The organism is Synechococcus sp. R55.8 (assembly GCF_047461895.1).
Classification (GTDB): domain Bacteria; phylum Cyanobacteriota; class Cyanobacteriia; order Thermostichales; family Thermostichaceae; genus Thermostichus.
Window position 1 is genome coordinate 1 of sequence record NZ_JANSIB010000061.1, and the last position, 16434, is coordinate 16434.

The window sequence follows — 16434 nt, forward strand, 5'->3', positions numbered from 1 at the left end:
AAAGACGCTTTCAGTCGCGTCAGCGTTGCGTAGCAAAAACGTGGGTCAATCATCGCATCTCCAAAGCTATTGTCTCTAGGGCAAAGGCGACAAATAGCGCTCTTGCTCTGGAAGACCTGACAGGGATTCGGGAAAGGGTCAATCAACAGCCACGCAGCAAGACAGAGCGTAGGCGGGCAAATAGTTGGGCGTTTTATCAACTCCGTCAATTTTTGGAGTACAAGGCTCTGCGTGCGGGGGTTGCTCTGATTCTTGTTCCGCCTGCCTACACGTCGCAGACCTGCCACCGGTGTTTGCACATTCATCCCGACCCTGCGCAATCCTATCGCAGTGGGAAGCAGTTTAAGTGTGGACACTGTGGATGGGAAGGGGATGCGGATTTGAATGGTGCGAATGTGATTGCGCTTTTGGGGGCTGTCGTAAACCAGCCTAGAGGTTCGGGCTTGTTTTGTTCTCTGGTAGAGCATAACAGGCTCAGGGCTACTGAAAGCCCGCGCTACACTGCTAAGGCGGTGTAGGGTCGGGTAGTTTACATCGAGTCTGCCAGCGTTCCTCGTTCTTTCAGACCTATGACCCAATTCTCAGCTTCGTGGCTCAGTCGGCTCTCCTTTTTGCGAGGGCTGATCTTCATCTTGGCCGTGGTGGTTGCCCTCGTTTACTTGGGCTTCAGCCGGGAGGTTCGCCTTGGCCTTGACCTCAAGGGAGGAACCCAGCTCACGCTACAAGCTGTGCCCACCGAGGAGGTGCCTGAAATCACCCCCGAAGTGATGCAGGGGGTAGAGGCCGTCATCCAGCAGCGGATCAACGGGCTGGGGGTGGCTGAGCCTCTGGTGCAGATCAGCGGCCAAGACCGCCTGTTCGTGCAGTTGCCGGGGGTGGCGGATCCGGATCGGGCCATTGCTCTCCTTGGAGATACAGCCCAACTGGAGTTTCGCAAGGGCTTGGTTCCCGTCGGCGCGCTGCCCCGCAACGAGCGGGGAGAGATAACAGCGGGGGAGGATCCGGATACTCTGTTTGAGCGGGTCGGCCTCACCGGGGATCTGCTGCGCAATGCCTATCCCCAAGCCCCTCGCCGCGGATCCCAGAGTTGGGAGGTGCTGCTGGAGTTCAAGCCGGAGGGGGCAGAAAAATTTACTCAGCTCACCCGAGATCTGGCCGGAACAGAACGTCCATTGGGCATTTTTCTGGACGACGTGTTGATCAGTGCCCCGATCGTGGGGCCGGAGTTTGCCCGCACCGGCATCACCGGCGGGACGGCGGTGATCACGGGCAATTTTACGGTGGAAACCGCCACTGACTTGGCGGTCAAGCTCAGGGCAGGAGCGCTGCCGGTTCCCATTCAGGTGATTGAAAATCGCACTGTCGGGGCCACTTTGGGGGAAGTGAGCGTGCGCCGCAGCCTCTATGCCGGGATCGGGGGCCTGGTGCTGGTTTTCCTCTTTATGGTGGCCTACTATCGCCTGCCAGGGCTGATTGCGGACATTGCTCTGCTTATCTACGCCCTCTGTACCTTTGCTCTCTTCCAACTGCTGGGGGTAACCATGACTCTGCCGGGGATCGCCGGCTTTATCCTCAGCATCGGCATGGCGGTGGATGCCAATGTGCTGATCTTCGAGCGCATCAAAGAAGAGTTGCGGGCCGGCAAATCCATCTACAAGTCCATTTCGGAAGGGTTTAACCGCGCCTTCAGCAGCATCCTGGACAGCAATGTGACTACCCTTTTGGTCTGTGGCGTGCTTTTCTGGCTGGGGATGGGACTGGTGAAAGGGTTTGCGGTAACCCTGGGCATTGGCATTCTGGTGAGCTTCTTTACGGCCATCACCTGCACCCGTAGCCTGCTCTTGGCGGCAATGGGGATCCCCAGCTTGCGCAAACCTGAGTTTTACGGCGTTCGGATGGAGGCGGCCCAATCATGACGGCTCAAGAGCTATCCCCCGTAGATCCTGCCTCTCGGTTGCTCGACTATCGCTTCGACATTGTTGGACGGAGCAAGCTGTGGTTCAGCTTGTCCTTGGCGGTGCTGCTGGTGGGGCTGGTCAGCATGGCCTTTTCCCTGGCTTCTCTGGGAACTCCCCTGCGGCTGGGGTTGGATTTTTCCGGCGGCACCTTGCTGGATCTGAGCTTTGAGCGGCCTGTCACCACCGAGGAGCTGCGACGGGCGCTGCAGGAACACAACCTGGGCACCAGCATCATCCAGCTGGACACCCAAACGGGGCAGGAAGCCCTGATCCGCATGCCCCCCTTGACTGAGCAAGAGCGGCTGGCCGTGGAAGCCACCCTGCGGCAGGAGATTGCTCCCTTCGAGCGCAACCTGGTGGAGACAGTGGGCCCGACGGTGGGGCGTTTGCTCTTGCGTTCCGGCATCGTGGCCGTGCTCATCTCTTTCGGGCTCATCGTGCTGTACCTGGCCCTGCGCTTTCAGTGGGATTACGCGGTGTTTGCCATTGTGGCGCTGCTGCACGATGTAGTGTTGACGATAGGGCTATTTGCCCTTTTGGGCCTGACGGTGGGTATGGAGGCGGACAGCCTGTTTGTGGTGGCGCTGCTGACCATCATCGGCTTTTCCGTCAACGACACCGTGGTCATCTACGACCGCATCCGCGAGAATCTGCGTCTGGTGAGCCGCAAGGTCAGCCTGGCCGAGGTGGTAAACCTATCTCTGAACCAGACCTTTGCCCGCTCCCTGAACACCACCCTGACGACGATGCTGCCCCTAGTTGCCATCGCCATTTTCGGGGGAGCTACCTTGAAGGGGTTTGCCATTGCCCTGCTCATTGGCTTTACTTTGGGGGTGTATTCCAGCATTTTTATCGCCAGCCCCCTGTTGGTGTGGTGGCGGCAGCAGCGCTATGGCAAAAGTAGCGAAGATGCCCGCGCAGGCAGGGATCCCGATTCACTTCCCTCTGAGGGCTAGGGCCCCGATATCGGAAAAATTGGGTCGATTGGGTGGGGATCTGTCGTTCGCGCTGAGACGGTGTCCTCTGGGATCACCATTGCAGTCGTTGCCCGCGGGAGATCAGGTAGCGCTGTAAATCGGCTATTTTGCCTTGCGGTACGATCTGAGCTGGGATCAGGCCGGGAGCTTGACTGCGCAGCCAAGCCACGGTCAGCCCTGCCGCCGAGCCGATGGTCCATTCGCCGTAATGCACGCGGGTGGCGGCGTTGACAATGTGGCTGACGGCGATCCCTTTGCCGCCGATGAGCAGGTTATCCACCTTCTGCGGGATCAGGGCTTCTAAGGGAATGAGAATGGGACGGACGGAAAACTCGTTGACTGGCGCGGAGCTGGCCGAAAGAGAGGGCTCCCAGTTGCGGTAGCGACAGCCGTGGATATCGATGGCGTAGTGGGTAACCCCCACCACGGTAGGTCTGAAGTCCCGCCCCCCGGCGGTGCCGACGCGAATATCCTGCTCCAACATCAGGAACTCTGCTTGGCCGTAGGCAGCTCGCCCCAGGATGCGCCGACCTTCGCGGATGTAGGGGTAGAGGCTAAGGCCAGAGCGAGTGCCCAGCAAGGACTCTTCGGCAAACACCAAGGAGAGGGGATAGCCAGAGCGGGATTGAGTTTCCATCAGCCACTCGGCAAACAGCAGGGCGTGGTTTTCTCCATCTTTGATGGCCGAGACATCCAGGCCCCCCAGCCAGTTGTGGCGCTGCCCCGAGGCCACCAGCCGCTCTTCCGTCAGGATCAGGGGCGGGTTCATGATCCCCCAGTCGTTGCCGCGGTTCCAGTTCACCAGCGTCAGGTCGCCTGGAACAGGCGTGCTGTAGAAGGGATCCCGGCGGCCCTTGCTGACGATGCGGCGGTAATTGAAAAAGCTCTGGCCGCTGAAGGTGGGGAAACCCTCCATGTCGAACTCGCGGCGGTGTTCGGCGCGGGAATAGCCCGGCTGCAGCTGGACCAGCTCGGCGCGGGAGCGACCGCCATCGTCGTGGATGGCCAGCACGAAGGGAAAGGTAAAGGCTTGAGTACACTCCGGGTTGCTGGCGGGGGCGGCATTGGGCTCTCCGGTCACGTCTCGCCCTTCCGAACCCAGCCGATAGGGGATCCCGGCCCAGCCCACCAGCTCGCCGGTATCGGTGGCATCGATAACAAACAGGTTGCGGCCCGGTGGTGCCTGCAGCCTCAACACCCGTTTGGCAAAAACTTCCGTCTCCTGCCAACTGTACCAGCTCACCAGCTCCCGCCACAGCCGTCCCGGTGGCACAAAATCGGGATCCCGGGGTTGCCGCTGCACAGCGTAAATGCTTTCAATCTGGGATCCATCGGCGCTGAAGGTGGCCCCCTTAAAAGCCGTTTGGGTAGCCCAGCGGCTGTTGGGGGCATTTTGAGCTGCCTGTTGCAGCCAGGTTTCCACCGCCTGCAGCCCGGCCTGGGGCGGAAAACACAGCCCTCCCACCCAGCAGCTGTTGATCTCGGATACGCGGGTTCCCGGCGGGATCCCTGTCCAGGCCGGCAGATGCACCGGCTGGCTTTCGATCAAGGCCTTGAACTCCAGCCAGTGGCGGGAAAAATTGCCCCGCTGCCGCATCGGCAGCGATTCATCAATGGCCGATACCCCCTGGGAGGTAATCTGACCCCCCAGCCAAGGGGTGAGCTCGATGAGACAGGTCTGCACCCCCCCTCGCATGGCATGGCCTGCCGCTGCCACCCCTCCCAGGGATCCGCCCACCACCACCAGCTCGCACTCCCAAATCTCGTCCGGCTGCGGCAAGGGATCCAACAAGGGCCAACCGTGGGCGGTAAAACGGGGCACCTCCGGCTCGGAGACGGCAACAGGGGATCCCACCTCTGGCTGGGAGAGGGCGGCAAACCCCATCCCGGCCACAAAGCTCAGCAGCGACAGGATCCCCAGCCCCACAGTTCGCTTGGGCTCAGATCCCCGGCACGCCGCAGCCGTCTTTTTGCCAGCCATGCTCACTCACACCCCCGGCCTTTCCCCGGCAGGAGAAATCCCCTTGAGAATAGCTGAGGAAACCGACATTGAGGCCAGCCAGGATCCCTGCCACAGGGCATAATGGGCTAGCAACTTTTTAACGGCAACGGCGGGATCCCATGGGACGGGCAAAGAAGGTGGTATTGGCCTATTCAGGCGGGGTGGATACTTCCGTCTGCATTCCCTATCTCAAGCACGAGTGGGGGGTGGAATCGGTGGTGGCCCTGGCAGTCGACTTGGGGCAGGGGGCGGAGCTGGAGGCCATTCAGGCCAAAGCCCTCAGGGCGGGGGCAGAGCAATCTCTGGTGCGGGAGGCTGTCCAGGCCCTCATTACCGACTATGCCTTCCCGGCCATCCAGGCCAACGCCCTCTACGAGCAGCGCTACCCCCTTTCCACGGCCCTGGCCCGACCCCTGATTGCCAAGCTGCTGGTGGAAGTGGCGGAAGAGGTGGGCGCCGATGCGGTGGCCCACGGCTGCACCGGCAAAGGCAACGACCAGGTGCGCTTTGATCTGGCTATTGCTGCTTTAAATCCCCAGCTCAAAGTGTTGGCCCCTGCCCGCGAGTGGGGGATGACCCGCGAGGAGACCATTGCCTATGGGGAGCGCTACGGGATCCCCATGCCCGTGCAGAAGTCCAGCCCCTACAGCATCGACCTCAACATTTTGGGCCGCAGCGCTGAAGCCGGGATCCTAGAAGATGCCGACCAAGAGCCGCCGGAGGAAGTGTATGCCCTCACCCGCCCCATTTCCCAAACCCCTGATGAGCCAGCCTATGTGGAGATCGAGTTCGAGCAGGGGATCCCCGTCGGGCTGGATGGGCAGCGCCTTGGCCCCAAAGCCCTCTTCGAGCAGCTCAACTCCTTAGCTGGCCTGCATGGGGTGGGCCGCATTGACATGATCGAAAACCGCCTGGTGGGGATCAAGTCGCGGGAGATCTACGAGTGCCCCGCTTTAACCGTCTTGATCCAAGCCCACCGCGAGCTGGAGAGCCTCACCCTCACCCGCGATGTCATCCATTACAAGTACGGCATCGAGACCACCTACGGCCAACTGGTGTACAACGGCCTCTGGTATTCGCCGCTGCGGCAGGCGTTGGATGCCTTCGTCCAAGCCACCCAAAAGAGCGTAACCGGCGGGGTGCGGATGCGGCTGCACAAGGGCCAGGCAGTCTGTGTGGGCCGTCGCTCCCCTTATTCCCTCTACAACCCCGAGCTGGCCACCTATGGCGCAGGAGACCAGTTCGACCACAAAGCGGCAGAAGGCTTCATCTACGTCTGGGGTCTGCCCACCCGCGTTTGGTCGCAGGTTCACAGAATCTAGGAATCCCCTCCTGGCTCGAGGTTGGGGGGAGCACGCTAGCCCTGCTGCTTGGGATCCCAGACTCAGCTCCCGATTGAATTCCCAAAACCCACTTAAGTCCCGGCAGTCCACGTGTTGCCGTACTCGATCTGCTCTGGAGTGAGGCTGTCGATTTGGATCCCCATGGCCTTGAGCTTGAGGCGGGCGATGGCCTCGTCCACCTCGAGAGGAATGGGGTGAAGCCCTGGGGCCAAGCGGCCCCGGTTTTTCACCAGGTATTCGCAGGCCAGGGCCTGGTTGGCAAAGCTCATGTCCATGACGCTGGCGGGGTGCCCTTCGGCAGCAGCCAAGTTAATCAGGCGGCCTTCCCCCAGCACCACCACTGACTTGCCCGACTGCAGACGGTATTCTTCCACAAAGGGGCGCACCGTCTGTCGGGAGACGGCCCGCTCCTGCAGCGCCACCAGGTCGATTTCAATGTCAAAGTGGCCGGCGTTGCAGACCATCGCCCCATCCTTCATGCGGTCGAAGTGCTCGCCGCGAATCACGTGCTTGTTGCCGGTGACGGTGATGAAGATGTCCCCCAGAGCAGCGGCTTCTTCCATCGGCATCACCCGGAAGCCGTCCATCACCGCCTCCAGAGCCCGCACCGGGTTGACTTCCGTGACAATCACCTGGGATCCCATGCCGCGGGCCCGCATGGCCACTCCCTTGGCGCACCAGCCGTAGCCAGCCACCACCACCGTCTTCCCGGCCAGAAGGATGTTGGTACAGCGCAGGATCCCGTCCAGGGTGGATTGGCCGGTGCCGTAGCGGTTGTCGAACAGGTGTTTGGTCTCGGCGTCGTTGACGGTCATCACCGGGAAGCTGAGCACCCCCGCCTTGAGCATGGCCCTAAGGCGCACCAGGCCAGTGGTGGTCTCTTCCGTGGTGCCGATGAGCTCCGACAGTTGCTCCTGACGGTGCTGCACCAGCTCCGCCGTCACATCTCCGCCATCGTCGATAATCAGGTTGGGGCGGTGATCTAGGGCAATCTGGACATGGCGGCGGTAGGTGGCCACATCTTCTCCTTTGAGGGCAAACACCGAAATGCCATGGTCCGCCACCAGGCTGGCGGCCACATCGTCTTGGGTGGAAAGGGGATTGCTGGCAATGAGAACGCTATCCGCCCCCCCTGCTTGTAGAGCCAGGGCCAGGTTGGCCGTTTCGGTCGTAATGTGGCAGCAGGCCACCAAGCGCAGCCCGGCAAAGGGCTTTTCTTGAGCAAAGCGCTCCCGGATCTGGGCCAGCACCGGCATCTCCCGCGCCGCCCACTGGATCCGTTGCTTGCCCAGGGGGGCGAGGTTCAGATCTTTCACTTCATGCTTCGGGAGAGACAGGGTAGCGCTGGTCATCGAGTGTTGCTCCAAACAGGGTCATCGAGAGAGGATAGGGGAACGGAAACTGCAAGCCCCAAAGGGGGCCAGGCAGCCATAAAGATCAGCAAGGATGTCGATAAGCCTGAACTATTCTGCCACAAGGGATCCCCTTTCAGCGCTGGGGCTGGATGTAGGCAACCGCCGCATTGGCGTGGCCGGCTCCGACCGGCTGGGGCTGCTGGCTACTGGCCTGGGGGTGATCCAGCGCCGTTCCCTCTCAGAGGATATTGCCCAAGTGCAGGAGTGGATCCGCCGCCGCCAGGCCACCGTGGTGGTGGTGGGGATCCCCCTTCTGGCGGATGGGTCGGTGGGATCCCAGGCCCGCAAAGTCCAGCGGTTTGTGCGCGCTTTGCAGGTGGCCGTGGATCTTCCCGTTGTTACCGTCAACGAATACCTGAGCACCGTGCAGGCGGAGTGGGACCTGCGCGAGGCGGGGATCCCGGCCAAAGCCCAGAAGGGCTTAATCGATCAGCAGTCGGCGGCGGTAATTCTCCAAACTTGGCTGGACGAGCGACGGGCTTCCCTGTCAGAAGTGCCGGCTTGGCAAAGCTGGGGCAACAAAGACTACGCTGGAGAAGTCTAGCCGGGAAAGTTTAAATCAATTCAAGCCCAAGGTGGGCCATCCCTCGTTGCCCCTTCTGCATCAGCAGGGTGTGATTGTTAAGTCGGGGCCTTTCGCGCAACTTTGATAACGTCTGATAACGTCACGTGAACCATCCGAGCATGAATCGCATTTGCATTCTTGGGGGCGGCTTTGGCGGGTTGTACACAGCTTTGGAACTGAGCCGGCAACCCTGGTCAGAGCCACCCCAGATCACCTTGGTCGATCGGCAGGAGCGGTTCGTCTTTGCCCCCCTGCTTTATGAGCTGCTCACCGGAGAAATGGAAGACTGGGAGGTGGCCCCCCGTTTTCAAGATCTGCTGCCCCCGGGATCGGTGCAGTTTCGCCGGGGATCCGTCCGGGCTATCGACCCTCAAGCCCGCCGCGTGGAGCTGGAAGATGGGCAAAGCTTGGAGTACGACGCGCTGGTGCTGGCGCTGGGGGGAGAAACCCCTCTGGAGAGCGTTCCGGGAGCGGCGGAGTTTGCTTTTCCCTTTCGCACCCTGGCAGATGCCCAGCGGCTGCGCGCCCACCTGAAGGCGTTAGAAGAGCGGGATCCGGCTCAGCCTGTGGCTCTGGCCATTGCAGGAGCAGGGGCCAGTGGCGTGGAACTGGCCTGCAAATTGGCGGATCGGCTGGGCTGGCGGGGACGGATCCGCCTCATTGAGTTGGGATCCCAAATCTTGTCCGGCTTTGCTCCCTCCAGCCGGGAGGCGGCCCAAGAGGCGCTGGCCCAACGGCGGGTGCAGGTGGAGTTGCAAACCAAGGTCTTGGGCATCGAGGCCCTTAACGAGAACGGCGCCCCTCCCTTCCGTCTGCAGCTCCAGCGACTGGAGAGCCAGGAGATCGCCACAGATCTTGTGGATGCTGTGCTGTGGACTGTCGGAACCCGACCGGCAGCGGTGATTGCCAATTTGGATCTGCCCAAAACGGAGCGGGGACGGCTGCAGGTTTTGTCCACCCTACAAACCCCCACCTTCCCAGAGATCTTTGCCTTGGGAGATGCAGCAGCGGTGGTGGATGCGGAGGGCAAGCCGGTGCCGGCCACAGCCCAAGCGGCTTTTCAACAGGCCGGTTATTGCGCCTGGAACCTGTGGGCTTTGCTCACCCAGAAGCGGCCTCTCTTGCCCTTTCGCTACTTTTCTCTGGGGGAAATGCTCAGCCTGGGGGTGGATACGGCGGTGCTTTCTGCCCTTGGCGGCCTCACACTGACCGGCCCCCTGGGCTATTTGGCCCGGCGAACTGCCTATTTGGTGCGCCTGCCCACACTGGAACACCAGCTCAAGGTGGGATGGAATTGGATCACCCGCCCCCTGTGGCAAGGGCTGCTGGCCCGCTAGGATCCCTGTAACTGGCAAGAGCGCTCGTAGGCCGCTCGCACTGCCTGCATCAGGGCTCCCCGCACCCCCGCCTGCTCCAAGGCTTGGATCCCGGCAATGGTCGTCCCCCCTGGACTGGTGACCCGGTCTTTGAGAACGGCAGGGTGCAGATTTTCTTGCTGCAAGAGGGCAGCAGTACCCGCCAAGGTCTGCAGGGCCAACTGGGTAGCAATGGGACGCGGCAGCCCCACCTGTACCCCTCCGTCGATCAGCCCTTCCAGAATCACCGCCAGATACCCCGGCCCGGAACCCGAAAGTGCCGTCACCGCATCCATCTGGCTTTCGGCCACCGTCACCACCTCGCCCACCGCGCGAAACAGCTTCTCCACCTGCTCCACCTGCATAGGCGTCACCCCTGGCCCGTAGCTGATGGCCGTTATGCCCGCCCCCACCAGCGCCGGCGTGTTGGGCATCGTGCGCACCACCTTTTGTTTGGGAAAAGCCTGCTGCAACTGCTGCAAGGGGATCCCGGCCATAATCGAGATCACCAGCTCTGTGGCGGACAGCCGGCCCATCTCAGCCACCACTGTCGGGAAGAGCTGCGGTTTAACGGCCAGAAACAGAATCTCAGACTCTCCCGCCTGGGATGGATCCGCCAACAATCGGATACCCAGCTCCTGCTGCAGGGCCACAGCCTTATCCAGATCAGGCTCCCGCAAGGCCACCTGCGCTGCGGGATAAACTCCCACAGCTACCCAACGCCGCAGCAGGGCGGATCCCATGGCTCCACCCCCGATAACACTCAGCAGCGGTCGCTCCATAACGACTAGTGCTGACCTACTGCCTGCAGATGCTCATAGGTGCTGGGCCAGAGGGGGGTAGGGCTTTGCAAAGGGCGCTGCAGCGGCTGCACCACTTGGCTACTGGGGGTGGAAACCATCACCGTGCTGGGAGTGAACAAAAAAATGTTTTCGCCAATGCGCTCTTGATGGCCATCGATGGCGTAGGTGCCGCCGGCAACGAAATCCACAGAGCGCTGCGCCTCAGCGGGATCCATTAGGGTCAAGTTCATGATCACCGTCTTGCGCTCCCGTAGGTACTGGATAACCTGAGCCATCTCATCGAAGCTGCGCGGCTCCATCACCACCACTTCACTGGTGGGTGGGTTTACGCCCGGTAATCCAATCACGTTGCTCCCCATACTGCCCCCTGCTGAGCGATCCCGATGCTGACTGCGCCGATGGCCCCGCGACTCTTCTCGACCGGCAGAGCCCTCCCCCGCTTCCACTCCCCGTTGCCGCCGCCCTCGCGGAAGGGTACTCACTTCCTCCTCTTCGGGGGGAGCAGCCGGTTGGGAACGGCGTCCCTCGTAGAGCAGTTGGTAATCATCCTGCCCTTCCATTTCAGAGTACTCCTCCAGGCCGTCCACGGGATCATTCAGACCCACAAAATCTCTTACCCTGCTCCAGATTCCATTGACATTCATATGCACATCCTCACCACAGGTCATGGGTTTACGGCGAGCGTAGGATTCAGGCTCTTGATTGGATCCTGAGTGGCTCACTCAAGCTAGGGGGCGTCCTTTTATTCTCGGTCAAAGTCTTTCAATAGGCTGAGACAGGGTTTGCTCAGGAAGCTGCCGAAGCAGGTGGGGGCTAACGTAGGTTAACAAAACCTCATTGATTCGACGACTAGAGTTTACCCAGAAGAAGTGAAGATGTCATCTCACTTGCCAAGCCGTTGTTTGGCAGGATTGAACTCTGCTCCCCGTCTGGATTGAGCCCACGTTAACGGAAGTAACGCAAATGATTACAAATTTCCCCAAAATTTCCCCAATAGGGCAAATCCTGGGCGGGATCCCCCCACTTTTGATTATCCAAGCCGAACTCTCGCCCCAAAGGTGCCCCGCAGGGCGACTGGGGAGTTGCACGGCTTTACACAAAATTTAATCACAATTTAACGGCTTCACAGAGGTCACATCTATTCCTGCTCGGCGTCGGCAAACAAAGCGCGCCCCAGCCGGATCAAGTTAGAGCCTGCTGCCACCGCCAGGAGGTAATCGTCGGACATGCCCATGGAGAGGGTGTGCACCTGCAGATGTTCATAGCCGCTGCGCTGGATGTAATCGGCCAGTTCGGCCAGCTTGCGAAACAGGTCTAGGGCCGCCTCTGAGCTCAAGCCCAAAGGCAAAATGGTCATCAGGCCCACAATTTGCACCTGCAGCAGTTGGTTCAGTTCGGGGAGGCTCTGCAACAGATCGGGGATGAGCCAGCCGAACTTATTGGGATCCGGAGCCAATTTAACCTGCAGGCAAAGCTTGGGGGTGAGGTGCAGCTCCCAGGCTTTTTGGTTGATCAGCTTGGCCAGGCGCAAGCTATCGACGCTGTCAATCCAGGCAAATTGCTTGAGGGCCGGTTTGACTTTGTTAGTCTGCAGATGCCCGATCAAGTGCCAGACGATATCGGTCAGATCTTGCAGTTGCCCTTGTTTGACGGCGGCCTCTTGCACTCGACTCTCCCCAAAGTGGCGGATCCCAGCCCGATAGGCGGCGCGGATGTGGTCGGCACTGTAGCCTTTGCTCACTGCCATGATCTCCACATGGTCTGGGATCTGGGCTCGGATGGCCTGAATGCGGCTGTGGATGAGCTGCTCGTCAAGGGGCATCGTCAGGTCAGCAGGCCGGGGATCTCTATCCCCATTCTCGTTCCAATTGGCAACAATGCTCTGGGATAGATTTTTGCAGAACCCAGAGCCAACGGGCTGTCCGCTACCGCTGCCAGGGATCCGGTCGGGAGATGATCACGCGGGTGCCGGGCGCCAGTTTGCGCGCGTAGTCCAACTGCACCACTTCTGGGTTTTGCTTCAGGGCTTCCCCCTGGAGGCGAATGGCTTGGGCTTCTCCTTCTGCCAGGATCACCAATCGTTGTTTTTCCAGCTCTGCTTTTTCCACGAGGAAGCGTTCCCGCTCTTTCTCTTGCTCGGCAATTTGCTTTTGCTCGATGGCCGTTTGGAATTGGTCGGAGAAGCGGACATTGCGCAGCAGCACGTTTTGCAAGATCAGGTCATTCTCAGCAAAAATGCTGGAGAGCTGCCGCTCCACATTTTCCTGGATCTGCTCGCGTTCTTCCGAGAAAACGGCGATGGCGCGGTGCAAAGCCAGTTCATTGCGCACCACCGTCCGCACCTCTGGGCGAATCACTTTGTCCACGTAGGAAGGGCCAATGGTCTGGTGCAGGTGGGCCACTTGGTCGGGATCCAAGCGAAAGCGCACCGAGACATCGAGGGAGATCTGCTGGCCGTCGGCGCTGAGCACTTTCAACGCATCATCCCCCTGGTTTTCGGAGCGTTGGGAGGCCATGGTGTAGGTTTGGGTGCGCACGTCGTAGAAGATAGGCGTTTCCACCAGCGGCAGCAGGAGGTGCAGCCCTTCTCCCAGCGGCTGCGGCTTCAGCCCCGTCAGGGAGTTGAACACCACGGCCCGTGTGCCGGCAGGCACCACCACCAAGCACTGCAGCAAGGTGGCCAAGAGGATCAGCAGCAATGCCCCACCCACCAAGGGAATCCAGGACAAAGCGGGAAGTTCAAAAGCAGGACGACGGGGGTGGGCCGATTTCACAGGTGTGTTACCCAAAAACCTAAAGAACTCGAACAGGTGCCCCGGGGATGGCCGGCCAAGCTCTTCTTGAGCTTAACCCAAGGCCGCAGCCAAGATCTGATAGGCCAGTTTGGCGACCGTGAAGGCGCTGCGGCGATCGGTTTCCCGTTCTCCCGTGACCGACAGCTCGACCACATCGGCGCCGATGATTTGCCGTTGCTGTCCTAGTGCCCGAATCAGCTCCACCGTCTCCCACCAGCCCAAGCCGCCGGGTTCGGGGGTACCGGTGGCCGGCACAACAGCGGGATCCAGCCCATCCACATCCACCGTCAGGTAAACCTGGGGGCCCAAGGTGGCAATCACCTCTGGGATCCACTCCTGGGCCGGCTTGGTGTGCAGGCTGTGGGCAAAAAAGGTGTGCAGACGGCGCTCGCGAATGGTCTGGCGGTCTTCGGCGCAGATGGAGCGGATCCCCACTTGGGTGAGGCGGCTGCCCACTTGCTCCACCACGCGGGCCATGGCAGAAGCATGGGAATAGCGGGATCCCTCGTAGCTATCTCTCAGGTCGCAGTGGGCATCGATTTGCAGGACGTGCAGCTCCGGATAATGGGCCAGGTGGGCAGCAATCAGGGGCCCGCTGATGGAGTGCTCCCCACCAATGGAAAGCAGGAACCGCCCCGGTCTCACCCACTCGGCAGCGCGACGCTGGATTTCGGCCATAGCCAGCTCCTGGGCGGAAGATCCCAGACCTTCCAACTCCACCGGGGGGGCCGTCCAGTAGCGGGAGATCTCTTCCGAGAAGTCGGGGTGAAGAGCCGGCTGGCGATCCCGTACCTCGTCGTAGATCTCCACATAGGCAGAAGCCTGCAACAGCGCCTGAGGGCCTTTGGCAGTGCCTTTGCCATAGGAGGTGGTGGCCTCGTAGGGGACGGGCAGGAGAATTGCTTGGGCCATCTCCGGATCCGGCTCAGGCAGGCCCAGGAAGGGGAAGGGAGAGCGATACATGATGGCTTGCAAGAAGGGATCCCTATTCTATTGAATCTATTGAAGAATTGTGGTGAGCCAAAAGGACTGGGATGATGGGGTAAAGAGGGACCCTTGTGGGATTGAGGCAAACCCTCTAGACTGAGCAAAGGCTTCCCCAAGCCCAGTTTTAGCAGCCATTTGTTTTCACTCCTCTTAGACTGCCTTTCCACAAGCTGACGAGCCTATGACCACTGCCTCTCACGCTGCTCTTTTCGACGCTCTGGCCCAACGTCGGGCCCTCAAGATCATCAGCGGTCTACAAAACTTCGACCTGCAGTCGGTTCTGAGCATCACCCGCGCCGCCCAACAGGGAGGGGCCACTTGGGTGGATATCGCTGCCAGCCCCGAATTGGTGCAGCGGGTACGCGCCCAGATCGATCTGCCCATCTGTGTGTCGGCGGTGGAGCCGCAGCAGTTGGCCGCAGCCGTACAGGCAGGAGCAGACATGGCCGAGATCGGCAATTACGACAGCTTCTACCCTTCAGGCCGCATCTTCTCCGCAGCGGAAGTCCTAGACCTTACCCGCCGAACCCGCTCTCTTCTGCCCCGCACGCTCTTGTCGGTAACCGTTCCCCACACTCTGCCTCTGAATCAACAGGCAGAATTGGCCGAGAAACTGGAGGATCTGGGAGCCGATCTCATCCAAACCGAGGGCAGCACCAGTGCCGAGCCGGTTCACGGGGGATCCCTGGGCCTGATCGAGAAGGCTGCCCCCACCCTGGCCGCCGCCTATGAAATTAGCCGTGTCGTCTCGGTACCGGTTATCTGCGCTTCCGGCCTCTCGACGGTAACAGTGCGCTTGGCCATTGCTGCCGGCGCTTCAGGTGTAGGGGTGGGCAAAGCTGTCAGCCGGCTCCAGGATGAAGTGGCCATGGTGGCTCAAGTGCGGGCATTGGTGGAGGCCTTGGGAGGATCTCGGATCCCTGCCCTTGTCTAGGTCGATGTCTGACCGGTAAAAGTTGACCCTCTTGCGCCAGCGTGCGCTGGTGCATTTTTTTTAGATTTTCTTGGACAAGCAGGGAATAAGTAGGTAAGTAGGGCAGCTGAGGGTTGAGATCAGCCGCTAGAAGTTTTGCTGCTCACAAGTGCTTCACTTTCTTCCGCGTAGAGGTGGCATACCCGGCAATATCCAATTTGCGGCGGTTGCTACACTTGTCGTCCTTGCCTTCCCAGACCAATTCCGTCCGCAGCCGTCGCCCCAGTCATGTTCTGCAAAGATTCCAAGTCCTGAGCCGCATTGGGCAGACATGGTTGACAATGCGAGGGATCCCTTTTTGAACTGTCCATGAGCTGGCAACGCCCAGATAATCGCACCGCTGCTCAATTGCGCCCGGTTTCTTTTGAGCGCCACTTTACCCGCTATGCCCCTGGCTCGGTGTTGGTCAAGTTCGGCCATACCCATGTCCTTTGCACCGCCAGTGTGGCCGAAGAAGTTCCCCCTTTTCTGCAGAACACCGGCCAAGGCTGGCTGACGGCTGAGTACCGCATGTTGCCCGGAGCCACGCAACAACGACAGCCGCGGGAAATGTTGAAACTATCGGGCCGTACTGCCGAGATTCAACGGCTCATCGGGCGCAGTCTGCGCGCCGCCTTGGATTTTCGCAAGCTGGGATCCCGTACCATCACCGTCGATGCCGATGTGCTGCAGGCCGATGGCGGAACGCGCACCGCCGCGATCACAGGGGGCTATGTGGCTCTGCACGACGCCATCACTTGGCTGTACAAACAGGGGGCGCTGGATCCGGCCCAGGGATCCCCGCTGCGGCAGCAGGTGGCGGCCCTTTCAGTAGGAATTGTGCAGGGAGAGGTACTTGTGGATCTGTGCTATGAGGAAGACAGCCAAGCCGAGGTGGACATGAACATTGTTATGAACGAGCAGGGATCCTTCATCGAGATCCAGGGCACTGCCGAAGCCGCCTGCTTCAGTCGCCCGCAACTGCTACAAATGTTGGAGATGGCCCAAGCCGGGATCCAAGAATTGCTACAAGCCCAACGGCAGGCTCTCAATTTAGAAAGATAGAGCCATAGCCGGACCCTAGCCTTGCAATGGTAATCCTTCAAGGCACTGCATATGGGATTGCATGGGTGTATATCCTGGTTGGCAAAGCGGTATTCCCTTGCTGTAAAGGAATGGCCGGGAAAGCTAAGATCAGCCAGTTGTTAAAATAAGTGAGCTCTCTGAAGCTGATACATTTACGCTGAACACTGCTGAACATCACTGTTCAACTATGCAGCGA

15 protein-coding genes are annotated in these 16434 nt (G+C 60.3%); 8 read left to right on the forward strand and 7 right to left on the reverse strand.

What is annotated here, in order from left to right; translation table 11 throughout:
• The 3 genes from NW829_RS07510 to secF form a co-directional block, all read left to right on the forward strand.
• Window positions 1-518, forward strand: a 518-nt coding sequence (locus NW829_RS07510; protein WP_414416795.1) for an RNA-guided endonuclease TnpB family protein, incomplete at its 5' end; no start/stop codon positions are given.
• 51 nt (window positions 519-569) lie between these two features.
• Window positions 570-1916, forward strand: a complete 1347-nt coding sequence (secD, locus tag NW829_RS07515; RefSeq protein ID WP_414413646.1) for a protein translocase subunit SecD — start codon at window positions 570-572, stop codon at window positions 1914-1916.
• A complete protein-coding gene (gene secF, locus NW829_RS07520) occupies window positions 1913-2914 on the forward strand; it encodes a protein translocase subunit SecF (protein WP_414344225.1) in 1002 nt (333 codons plus the stop codon). Before secD ends, secF begins: the two co-directional genes overlap by 4 nt.
• Window positions 2915-2987: 73 nt before the next feature.
• Here the strand turns inward: secF and NW829_RS07525 are convergent, their stop codons facing one another.
• Window positions 2988-4916: an FAD-dependent oxidoreductase gene (locus NW829_RS07525; RefSeq protein WP_414413647.1), complete on the reverse strand. Its 1929-nt coding sequence runs from the start codon at window positions 4914-4916 to the stop codon at window positions 2988-2990.
• A 140-nt stretch (window positions 4917-5056) separates the two neighbouring features.
• Between NW829_RS07525 and NW829_RS07530 the strand changes: the two genes are divergently transcribed.
• The gene (locus NW829_RS07530) at window positions 5057-6259 is read left to right on the forward strand and encodes an argininosuccinate synthase (RefSeq protein ID WP_414413648.1); all 1203 of its coding nucleotides are present in this window, start codon (window positions 5057-5059) and stop codon (window positions 6257-6259) included.
• A 92-nt stretch (window positions 6260-6351) separates the two neighbouring features.
• On the opposite strand, the gene ahcY is transcribed toward NW829_RS07530, so the two are convergent.
• The gene (gene ahcY / locus NW829_RS07535; RefSeq protein ID WP_011433351.1) at window positions 6352-7632 is read right to left on the reverse strand and encodes an adenosylhomocysteinase; all 1281 of its coding nucleotides are present in this window, start codon (window positions 7630-7632) and stop codon (window positions 6352-6354) included.
• A 94-nt stretch (window positions 7633-7726) separates the two neighbouring features.
• On the opposite strand from ahcY, the gene ruvX reads away from it, so the two are divergent.
• Window positions 7727-8239: a Holliday junction resolvase RuvX gene (gene ruvX, locus NW829_RS07540; protein WP_414330201.1), complete on the forward strand. Its 513-nt coding sequence runs from the start codon at window positions 7727-7729 to the stop codon at window positions 8237-8239.
• Between the two features lie 140 nt (window positions 8240-8379).
• Complete coding sequence (locus NW829_RS07545) at window positions 8380-9597, forward strand: NAD(P)/FAD-dependent oxidoreductase (RefSeq protein ID WP_414413649.1); 1218 nt, start codon at window positions 8380-8382, stop codon at window positions 9595-9597.
• Here NW829_RS07545 and proC read toward each other — a convergent pair.
• The 5 genes from proC to speB form a co-directional block, all read right to left on the reverse strand.
• Window positions 9594-10397, reverse strand: coding sequence for a pyrroline-5-carboxylate reductase (proC, locus tag NW829_RS07550; RefSeq protein WP_011433348.1), 804 nt, complete (start codon window positions 10395-10397; stop codon window positions 9594-9596). The two genes, NW829_RS07545 and proC, sit on opposite strands and share 4 nt — an antisense overlap.
• A 5-nt stretch (window positions 10398-10402) precedes the next feature.
• Entirely contained in the window at window positions 10403-10978 is a 576-nt protein-coding gene (locus tag NW829_RS07555) for a cell division protein SepF (protein WP_011433347.1), read from the reverse strand.
• A 578-nt stretch (window positions 10979-11556) separates the two neighbouring features.
• Window positions 11557-12240: a YggS family pyridoxal phosphate-dependent enzyme gene (locus NW829_RS07560; RefSeq protein ID WP_414374881.1), complete on the reverse strand. Its 684-nt coding sequence runs from the start codon at window positions 12238-12240 to the stop codon at window positions 11557-11559.
• Between the two features lie 103 nt (window positions 12241-12343).
• The gene (locus tag NW829_RS07565; RefSeq protein ID WP_011433345.1) at window positions 12344-13192 is read right to left on the reverse strand and encodes a prohibitin family protein; all 849 of its coding nucleotides are present in this window, start codon (window positions 13190-13192) and stop codon (window positions 12344-12346) included.
• 72 nt (window positions 13193-13264) lie between these two features.
• Window positions 13265-14188, reverse strand: a complete 924-nt coding sequence (gene speB, locus NW829_RS07570; RefSeq protein WP_414413650.1) for an agmatinase — start codon at window positions 14186-14188, stop codon at window positions 13265-13267.
• A gap of 193 nt (window positions 14189-14381) precedes the next feature.
• Between speB and NW829_RS07575 the strand changes: the two genes are divergently transcribed.
• Together NW829_RS07575 and rph are read left to right on the forward strand one after the other, a co-directional pair.
• Entirely contained in the window at window positions 14382-15134 is a 753-nt protein-coding gene (locus tag NW829_RS07575) for a DUF561 domain-containing protein (protein ID WP_011433343.1), read from the forward strand.
• Window positions 15135-15482: 348 nt separating this feature from the next.
• Window positions 15483-16217: a ribonuclease PH gene (rph, locus tag NW829_RS07580; RefSeq protein WP_011433341.1), complete on the forward strand. Its 735-nt coding sequence runs from the start codon at window positions 15483-15485 to the stop codon at window positions 16215-16217.
• Window positions 16218-16434 lie beyond the last annotated feature (217 nt).

What these genes read in the sequence shown, in the direction of transcription:
- ruvX (WP_414330201.1), top strand. Translation starts at nt 7,727, where the DNA reads ATGTCGATAAGCCTGAACTATTCTGCCACAAGGGATCCCCTTTCAGCG.
- secD (WP_414413646.1), top strand. Translation starts at nt 570, where the DNA reads ATGACCCAATTCTCAGCTTCGTGGCTCAGTCGGCTCTCCTTTTTGCGA.
- proC (WP_011433348.1), bottom strand. Translation starts at nt 10,397, where the DNA reads ATGGAGCGACCGCTGCTGAGTGTTATCGGGGGTGGAGCCATGGGATCC.
- NW829_RS07555 (WP_011433347.1), bottom strand. Translation starts at nt 10,978, where the DNA reads ATGGAAGGGCAGGATGATTACCAACTGCTCTACGAGGGACGCCGTTCC.
- NW829_RS07545 (WP_414413649.1), top strand. Translation starts at nt 8,380, where the DNA reads ATGAATCGCATTTGCATTCTTGGGGGCGGCTTTGGCGGGTTGTACACA.
- NW829_RS07560 (WP_414374881.1), bottom strand. Translation starts at nt 12,240, where the DNA reads ATGCCCCTTGACGAGCAGCTCATCCACAGCCGCATTCAGGCCATCCGA.
- secF (WP_414344225.1), top strand. Translation starts at nt 1,913, where the DNA reads ATGACGGCTCAAGAGCTATCCCCCGTAGATCCTGCCTCTCGGTTGCTC.
- ahcY (WP_011433351.1), bottom strand. Translation starts at nt 7,632, where the DNA reads ATGACCAGCGCTACCCTGTCTCTCCCGAAGCATGAAGTGAAAGATCTG.
- NW829_RS07525 (WP_414413647.1), bottom strand. Translation starts at nt 4,916, where the DNA reads ATGGCTGGCAAAAAGACGGCTGCGGCGTGCCGGGGATCTGAGCCCAAG.
- rph (WP_011433341.1), top strand. Translation starts at nt 15,483, where the DNA reads ATGAGCTGGCAACGCCCAGATAATCGCACCGCTGCTCAATTGCGCCCG.
- NW829_RS07530 (WP_414413648.1), top strand. Translation starts at nt 5,057, where the DNA reads ATGGGACGGGCAAAGAAGGTGGTATTGGCCTATTCAGGCGGGGTGGAT.
- NW829_RS07575 (WP_011433343.1), top strand. Translation starts at nt 14,382, where the DNA reads ATGACCACTGCCTCTCACGCTGCTCTTTTCGACGCTCTGGCCCAACGT.